This window comes from Mesorhizobium sp. LSJC285A00 (genome assembly GCF_000503155.1).
Classification (GTDB): domain Bacteria; phylum Pseudomonadota; class Alphaproteobacteria; order Rhizobiales; family Rhizobiaceae; genus Mesorhizobium.
In genome coordinates, this window is record NZ_AYVK01000088.1 from 1 (window position 1) to 6,890 (window position 6,890).

The following is a 6,890-nucleotide window of genomic DNA, read 5'->3' on the forward strand; positions in this document are numbered from 1 at the left end:
GGCGGCGATGCCGGCGACGGCCTGGGCCGCGACCAGCATGATCACCGTCGGCGCCAGCGCGCTGGCGAGAAGCCCGACCGCCAGCAACAGCAGAGCGCCCTGCAGCATGCGGCGGGCGCCGACGCCGTCGATATAGCGGGCGAGGAACAAAGCGCTGGCGGAAGTGCCGAGACCGAAGGCAGCCGACGCGGCCATCACCGCCGGCACGCTGGTGCCGAAGGATGCGGCGACTGCCGGAGCAATTGGACCCAGGACCAGCGAGTTCGAGCCGATGACGGCGATGCAGCCGGTCAGGAGGTAGGCCAGCGCCGGGATCGGCTGATGGAGCGTTGCAGCTTGATTCGCGTTCGTCATCGGGTCATAATGGCCGAACTGAATTCCGCGACAACAAGGAATTTCGATATGGACGAAGAAACAGATGGGGTTCTGCAGAACAAGGTAGCTCCCCGCGAGCTCGACGCAATCGACCGAAAAATATTAGGCGTGCTGGTCGAGGATGCGACGATCAGCTACGCCGAACTTGGCGAACGCGTCTGCCTTTCGCCGCCGGCGGCGCATGAGCGGGTCAAGCGCCTGCGGCGCAGCGGCGCCATCCGCGGCACGGCTGTGATCATCGACCCGAAGGCGGTGAAGAAGCCGCTGCTCACCTTCGTGCATATCGATACCAAGGGCTGGGGCAAGACACCGGAGCTGATGGCCGTCTCCCAATATCCTGAGGTCGAGGAAATCCATTCGGTGGCCGGCGACACCTGCATGCTTCTCAAGGTCCGCACCGAGGACACCAGGGCGCTCGAAGGCCTGCTGGCGCGTCTCTACGAAACGCCCGGCGTCACCTCGACGCGAAGCTATGTCGTGCTGTCGACCTATCTCGAGCGCCCGGTGCAGCCCGAGATCACGGCGCAATGGCCGACGCCCCGGCATATGGCCACGCCGCTGTACTGATCTGCGCTATCTTCGTCTTGCCGGGGCCACAACAATCCTTCACAAACGGCACCCTATATTGATGCCAGGCATTGATTTGGGGTGACGAGAGGCGCGGCTTGGAATTCGAACTGAAAACCATCGAGGCGCTGGCCCCCGATCAGGCGTCGCTAAGCGCCGCCTCGAAGCTCACCAAGCGCTCGAACTGGCCGCGGCTGGAGAAGAACGAGCAGCAGGCGCTGATCTGGGGCGAATGCCAGGGCTCGGGATCCAACCCCTATCGCACCGTCGTCGACACCGGCGACCACGGCTACAAATGCACCTGCCCGTCGCGAAAATTTCCCTGCAAGCACACGCTGGCGCTGATGTGGATCGCCGCCACGGCGCCGGCCAGCTTCACATCAGCCGAAACAACGCCGGAATGGGTCAATGACTGGCTTGGCCGGCGCAGGAAGACTGCGCCCCCGCCGGTCGACGCAAAGGCTGGCAGGGGCGCGTCTGGCAAGAGCATTGGCGAGGCCTCGCAGGCGGAGGAAAGCACCGTCGATGACGCCGCCGCGACGGAGCGCCGCGAGACGGCGCAGCGCAAGCGGGCGGAAGATACGCGCACCGCGGTGGCAGGCGCGCTGGACGAACTCGACCAGTGGATTGCCGACCAGCTGCGGCTCGGCCTTTCCGCCTTTGCCGACGCCAGCAGCGAGCGCTGCCGCCGCATTGCCGCGCGGCTTGTCGACATGAAGGCGACGGCGCTTGCCGGACGCATCGACGAAATCCCGGCCCGGCTAATGGCGCTGCGCAGCGAGGAACGGCCGGACGCGGCGATCCGCGAACTCGGCAAGCTGGTTTTGCTGGCCAAGGCCTGGCGCTCGGCGCCAGACGATCCCGAATTGAAGCGGCTGGTGTCGGCATCCGAAACCCGCGACCAGGTGCTGGCCAATCCCGATGCAAGACAGGTCGACAGCCAGTGGGAAGTCATCGGCGAGAAGATCGAGACCCGCCGCGACGGCCTTGTCAGCCATTCTACCTGGCTGCTCGACCTGAAAAGCCCGACGCCGCAATTTGCGCTGCTACTCGATTTCTTTCCGGCCTCGGCCGGCCGCCGCTCTGCCGCGTTCACACCTGGCGACCGGTTCGATGCAAGGCTGGTGTTCTATCCGTCACGCCAACGGCTGCGGGCGCTGGTAGCGGAGCGCAAGGGCGATGTCGTGTCGGGCGCCTGGCCGGATTTCGGCCTCGGCATTGTCAAGGATCCGCTGGCGGCGCATGCGGCGCACCAGGACGCAGCACCCTGGTCGACCGATAGCCCGCTGATGCTGCCTGCCGGCGCGATCCTGCTCGATGAGCGCGGCACCGCCTGGTGGCAAGCGGCGCACGACCCGCAAGGGATCGCCCTGCCTGTCGCCGGAACCGTCGATCAAACCGTGCTCGGTCTCGACCTTTCGGCAACGGCAGCCCTGTGGAACGGCGCGCGGCTCGATCTGCTCGCCGCGCAAAGCGGCTTCGGGAGGCTCGATCTGTCATGAACGAGCTCGAGCAAACCGGCCTGGCGACGATGCGCGACTGCTGGATCACCGGCGGAACTGCGTTCGATCTGGCGCCAGCCGCGTGGAAGGAAATCGCCGGCGGCGCAAGCCCGGACGAACGGGAGCGGCTGTTGCTGGCCATCGCCGCGCAGGCGCTCGATGTGGGCTTAAGGCCAGCCGCGCCGAAGTCGCTGAAGCGNCCGCCGCTGCCGAGGCTTGGCCTGCCGCTGCTGCCGGAGCGGTTGCGGCCGCTGTTGCGGGCTGCCTTGAAGAACACCGTCGATGCGCGGCGCAAGGCGCGCGTGGCGACGCTCGTCGCCGGCCGTGGCTACGTGCTGCATCCGATGGACTGGATGCCGTCGGCATCAGACCAGAACAGCCCTGACATCTATGCGCCGTGGATCGACTGGCAGGCCAGCGTCGAGGGGCTGAAGATTGCGCCGCAGGAGCAACTGACGGTGCAGAACTGGGATGACTTTTACCCCGCCGCGCGCCGTATCGCGTTGACCGAGATGCGCCGTCGCGATCCGGCCACGGCCCGCAGCCTGATGGAAGCGAAGGCGCCCGGCGAGCCGGCGGAAGTCCGGCTGGCACTGATCGAACTCATGCATTTCGGCCTGACGCCTGAGGACGCGCCGTTCCTGAAAAGCCTGGCCACTGACCGCTCCGGCAAGGTGCAGGAACTGGCGAGCCGGCTGCTGGCGAGGTTGGGCGAGCACGGTCGTGTTGGTGGCGGTGCCGACGATCCCGTTGCCGAACTTGCCGCCTTCATCGCAGAAGGCAAATCCGGCTTTATCCGCCGCCGCACCACCTACACGCCGGCAAAGCTCAAATCGCCGGCGCAGGAAAAGCGCCGCGCCGAACTGTTCGAGACCTGCAATCTGGTCGACCTTGCTTCCCGATTTGGGGTCAGCGAACCCGATTTCATTGCAGCCTGGCAGTTCGGTGCCGACAACAATGCGGACATCCAGATCTCACGAATGGTCGCAGCGTCGGGCAGCGACGCTGCAGTAACGCAGATGGCCGACACGCTGATCGCCGAGGGTGGCAAGCCGGCACTGTTCGTGCTGCACCTGACACCGCGCCTGGATAGCCGCAGGAAGCGTGTCCTGGTCAGACTGATCCTGAAAGATACGCCGCAGTATGTTAGCACGCTCACCCTTGCCGAGGGCTTCGAAGCCAACTGGCTGGATTGGCCCGACCTGACGAACGGCCAGAGCTTGGCGGTGTTGCGTTCGGCTGTCGCCGGCAATGATGACGCGATGAAGCGAACCGTCGACGACCTGTTGGAAACTTTGGGCTTTCTGGCCACTGCGGCGACAGCGGAAAAATTGATCGAGCATGTCGTTGCGGCCGGCATGCCGCCGGCGGCAGCCTCGCTCGCTTTCCTGCGCCTCAACGCGGCCCTGACGGGAACCAAAACATGACAATCCGGAGAACAGCACCATGAACGCAGCCATCCGCCTCCCCGTCGAGCAGGCCTATGCCGCTGAACTGCAGGCGCTGGCGCGCAATGACGACAAGCAAAAACCTGCGGGATGGAGCCTGTCGCCAAAGGCCGTTCTGACCTACCTGCTCGGCGGCAAGGCAAGCGACGGCACCGTGATATCGCCAAAATATGTCGGCCGCCGCCGGCTGATGGAAACGGCGGTGGCGACACTCGCCACGGACCGCGCGCTGCTGCTGCTCGGTGTTCCCGGCACCGCAAAATCCTGGGTGTCGGAACATCTCGCCGCCGCCATCATGGGCAATTCCACGCTGATCGTGCAGTGCACGGCCGGTACCGACGAGAACCAGGTCCGCTACGGCTGGAACTATGCGCAGCTTTTGGCCAAAGGGCCGAGCCAGGAGGCGCTGGTGCCGACGCCGCTCTACCGCGCCATGGAGAGCGGCAAGCTATGCCGCCTGGAAGAGTTGACGCGCATGGGCTCCGATGTACAGGATACGCTGATCACCGTGCTGTCGGAAAAGATGATGCCGATCCCGGAACTCAACACGTCGCTCTATGCCCAGCGCGGCTTCAACATCATCGCCACCGCAAACAACCGCGACAAGGGCGTCAACGAGCTGTCCTCGGCGCTGAAACGCCGCTTCAATGTGGTGGTGCTGCCGCTGCCCGAGGACATGGCGGAAGAGGTGGCGATCGTCTCCAAGCGGGTCGACGAGATGGCCGGCGGGCTCGACCTGCCGGTGCCGAAAAATGTCGGCGAGGAGATCGCTCGAGTGTTGACCATTTTCCGCGAGCTGCGCTCGGGCGCAACCGCCGACGGCAAGGTGACGCTGAAGACGCCTTCGGGTTCGCTCTCGACCGCCGAGGCGATCGCCACCATGGTCGGCGGCCTCAGCCAGGCGGCGTGGTTCGACAGCGGCAAGCTCGGCGCCGAAGGCCTCGCCGCCAGCCTTGTCGGCGCCATCGTCAAGGACCCGGTGCAGGACAAGGTGGTGCTGGAGGAATATCTCGAAACGGTGCTCAAGAAGCGGCCGGACTATGCCGGCTATTACGCGGCGCTGAACGCAGCGATCTGAGGTCATGAGCGACGTCGCCTATTTCGGCATCCGCCATCACGGGCCGGGCTCCGCCGACAGCCTGGTGCAGGCGCTGCGGGACTTGCAGCCGGTCGCGGTGCTGATCGAAGGGCCGAGCGACGCGTCCGCCCTGCTGCCATTGCTGGCGCGCCCGCAGATGCAGCCGCCGGTGGCGCTGCTCTGCTACCCCGAGGACGATCCGGCCGCGACAAGTTTCTGGCCGTTCGCCGAGTTCTCGCCGGAATACCAGGCGGCGGTGTGGGCGGTGGCGAACAAGGCGGCATTGCGGTTCATCGACCTGCCGTCATCGGCACGGTTCGCGGCACCGGCAACCGACGACCCCGACAAAACGGCTGACGCCGACAAGCCCGAACCCAAGGACGAAACCGGTGAGGATGGCGAGCCCGCATCGCATCGCGACCCGATCGGCACGCTGGCTGCGGCCGCCGGCTATGAAGATGGCGAAAGCTGGTGGGCCGACATTATCGAGCAGAATCCGCAGCCGGGTCCAATCTTCGCTGCCATCACCGATGCGATGACGACGCTGCGCGACGGCGAAGGTGCGATCGCGCCGTTCGAGGCCAAGCGTGAAGCGCATATGCGATTGGAAATCGCCGCCGCGCGCAAGGAATTCGCCGGACCGATCGCCGTCGTCTGCGGCGCATGGCATGTGCCGGCCCTGCAGGCCGCGCACACGCAGAAGAACGACCAGGCGCTGATCAAGGGAATTGCCCGGCGCAAAAGCATCATGACATGGGCGCCATGGACCGGGCCGCGTCTTGCGCTGGGCTATGGTTATGGCGCTGGCGTCGTCGCGCCCGGCTGGTGCAAGCATCTGTGGCGCACACGAGGGCGGCGCGACGCCGCGACGCTGTGGCTGGCGACGATCGCGGCGGTGCTGCGGGCGAAGGGCCATCTGGTGTCGACCGCGTCGCTGATCGAGGCCGAGCGGCTTGCGCGCACACTGGCTGCCATTCGCGAGCGGCCGAAGCCCGGCTTCGAGGAATTGCGCGATGCCGCGATCGCGGCGCTGTTCAACGGCGAAGCGGTGCTGTGGGCGCTGGTCGAGGCCGAGCTGCTTTTGGGCGCGGATGTCGGCGAGATTCCGCCCGACACGCCGCTGGCGCCGCTGATCGAGGACCTGCAGCGCAACCAGAAGGCGGCGCGGCTGAAGCCGGAGGCGCTGGAACGCGAGCTGTCGGTCGATCTGCGCAGCGAAAGCGGACTGTTTCGTTCGACATTGCTGCACCGGCTGAACGTGCTTGGCGTGCAATGGGGCAGGCTGGCCGACGCCGGCCGCAGCCGCGGCACCTTTCGCGAAAAATGGACGCTGGCCTGGGAGCCGGAATATGCCGTGCGCCTGGTCGAGAACCTGATCTACGGCCCGACTATCGAAAAGGCCGCCAATGGCCGCCTGATCCAGATGCTCGGTGCGGCCGCGAGCCTCGACACGCTTGCCGCCCTTGTCCAGAGCGCCATTACCGCGGATCTGTCGGAGGCCGCGAGCGCCGGCCTTGTAGCGTTGGAGGCGCGCGCAGCGCACAGCAGCGAATGCCTGGAGATGCTGGCCTCGGTGCCGCCGCTTGCCGACATCATCCGTTACGGCGAGGCGCGCAAGACCGAAACTAACCGGCTGTCCGGTTTGTTGGACCGGTTGATCGTCGAAGGCGCGATCGCGCTGCCCTATGCGGTGCGCGACCTGGACGAGCAGGCCGCCACCACGCTGGTCGGTGCTGTGCGCAAGGCCGACACGGCCATCCGGCTGGTCGAGCCCGGCGAAGGCGTGCTCGATGCATGGCGCAACGGCCTGACCGGCGTGCTGGAAGGTCCGGGCTCGACGGCGCTGCTCGCCGGCTGCGCCGCGCATCTGCTCTATGAAGCCGGCCAACTGTCGGCAGAGGACGCCGCCGGGCTGCTCGG

The 6,890-nt window shown here is 66.3% G+C and carries 6 protein-coding genes; 5 read left to right on the top strand and 1 reads right to left on the bottom strand.

Going from position 1 to position 6,890, the window contains the following annotated elements; genetic code table 11:
- On the bottom strand, positions 1-354 hold a 354-nt coding region (locus tag X726_RS0137020; RefSeq protein ID WP_031215642.1), incomplete at its 3' end, for an MFS transporter.
- Between the two features lie 48 nt (positions 355-402).
- Between X726_RS0137020 and X726_RS137465 the strand changes: the two genes are divergently transcribed.
- The 5 genes from X726_RS137465 to X726_RS137445 all read left to right on the top strand — a co-directional run.
- Entirely contained in the window at positions 403-942 is a 540-nt protein-coding gene (locus X726_RS137465; RefSeq protein WP_023687041.1) for an Lrp/AsnC family transcriptional regulator, read from the top strand.
- Between the two features lie 98 nt (positions 943-1,040).
- Positions 1,041-2,444 (top strand): SWIM zinc finger family protein, encoded by a 1,404-nt coding sequence (locus X726_RS137460; protein ID WP_023673897.1) that lies wholly within the window; start codon positions 1,041-1,043, stop codon positions 2,442-2,444.
- Entirely contained in the window at positions 2,441-3,871 is a 1,431-nt protein-coding gene (locus X726_RS137455) for a DUF5691 domain-containing protein (protein ID WP_023673898.1), read from the top strand. Before X726_RS137460 ends, X726_RS137455 begins: the two co-directional genes overlap by 4 nt.
- Positions 3,872-3,890: 19 nt before the next feature.
- The gene (locus X726_RS137450) at positions 3,891-4,970 is read left to right on the top strand and encodes an AAA family ATPase (protein ID WP_023673899.1); all 1,080 of its coding nucleotides are present in this window, start codon (positions 3,891-3,893) and stop codon (positions 4,968-4,970) included.
- A 4-nt stretch (positions 4,971-4,974) separates the two neighbouring features.
- On the top strand, positions 4,975-6,890 hold a 1,916-nt coding region (locus X726_RS137445; protein WP_023673900.1), incomplete at its 3' end, for a DUF5682 family protein.

What these genes read in the sequence shown, in the direction of transcription:
- X726_RS137450 (WP_023673899.1), top strand. Translation starts at nt 3,891, where the DNA reads ATGAACGCAGCCATCCGCCTCCCCGTCGAGCAGGCCTATGCCGCTGAA.
- X726_RS137465 (WP_023687041.1), top strand. Translation starts at nt 403, where the DNA reads ATGGACGAAGAAACAGATGGGGTTCTGCAGAACAAGGTAGCTCCCCGC.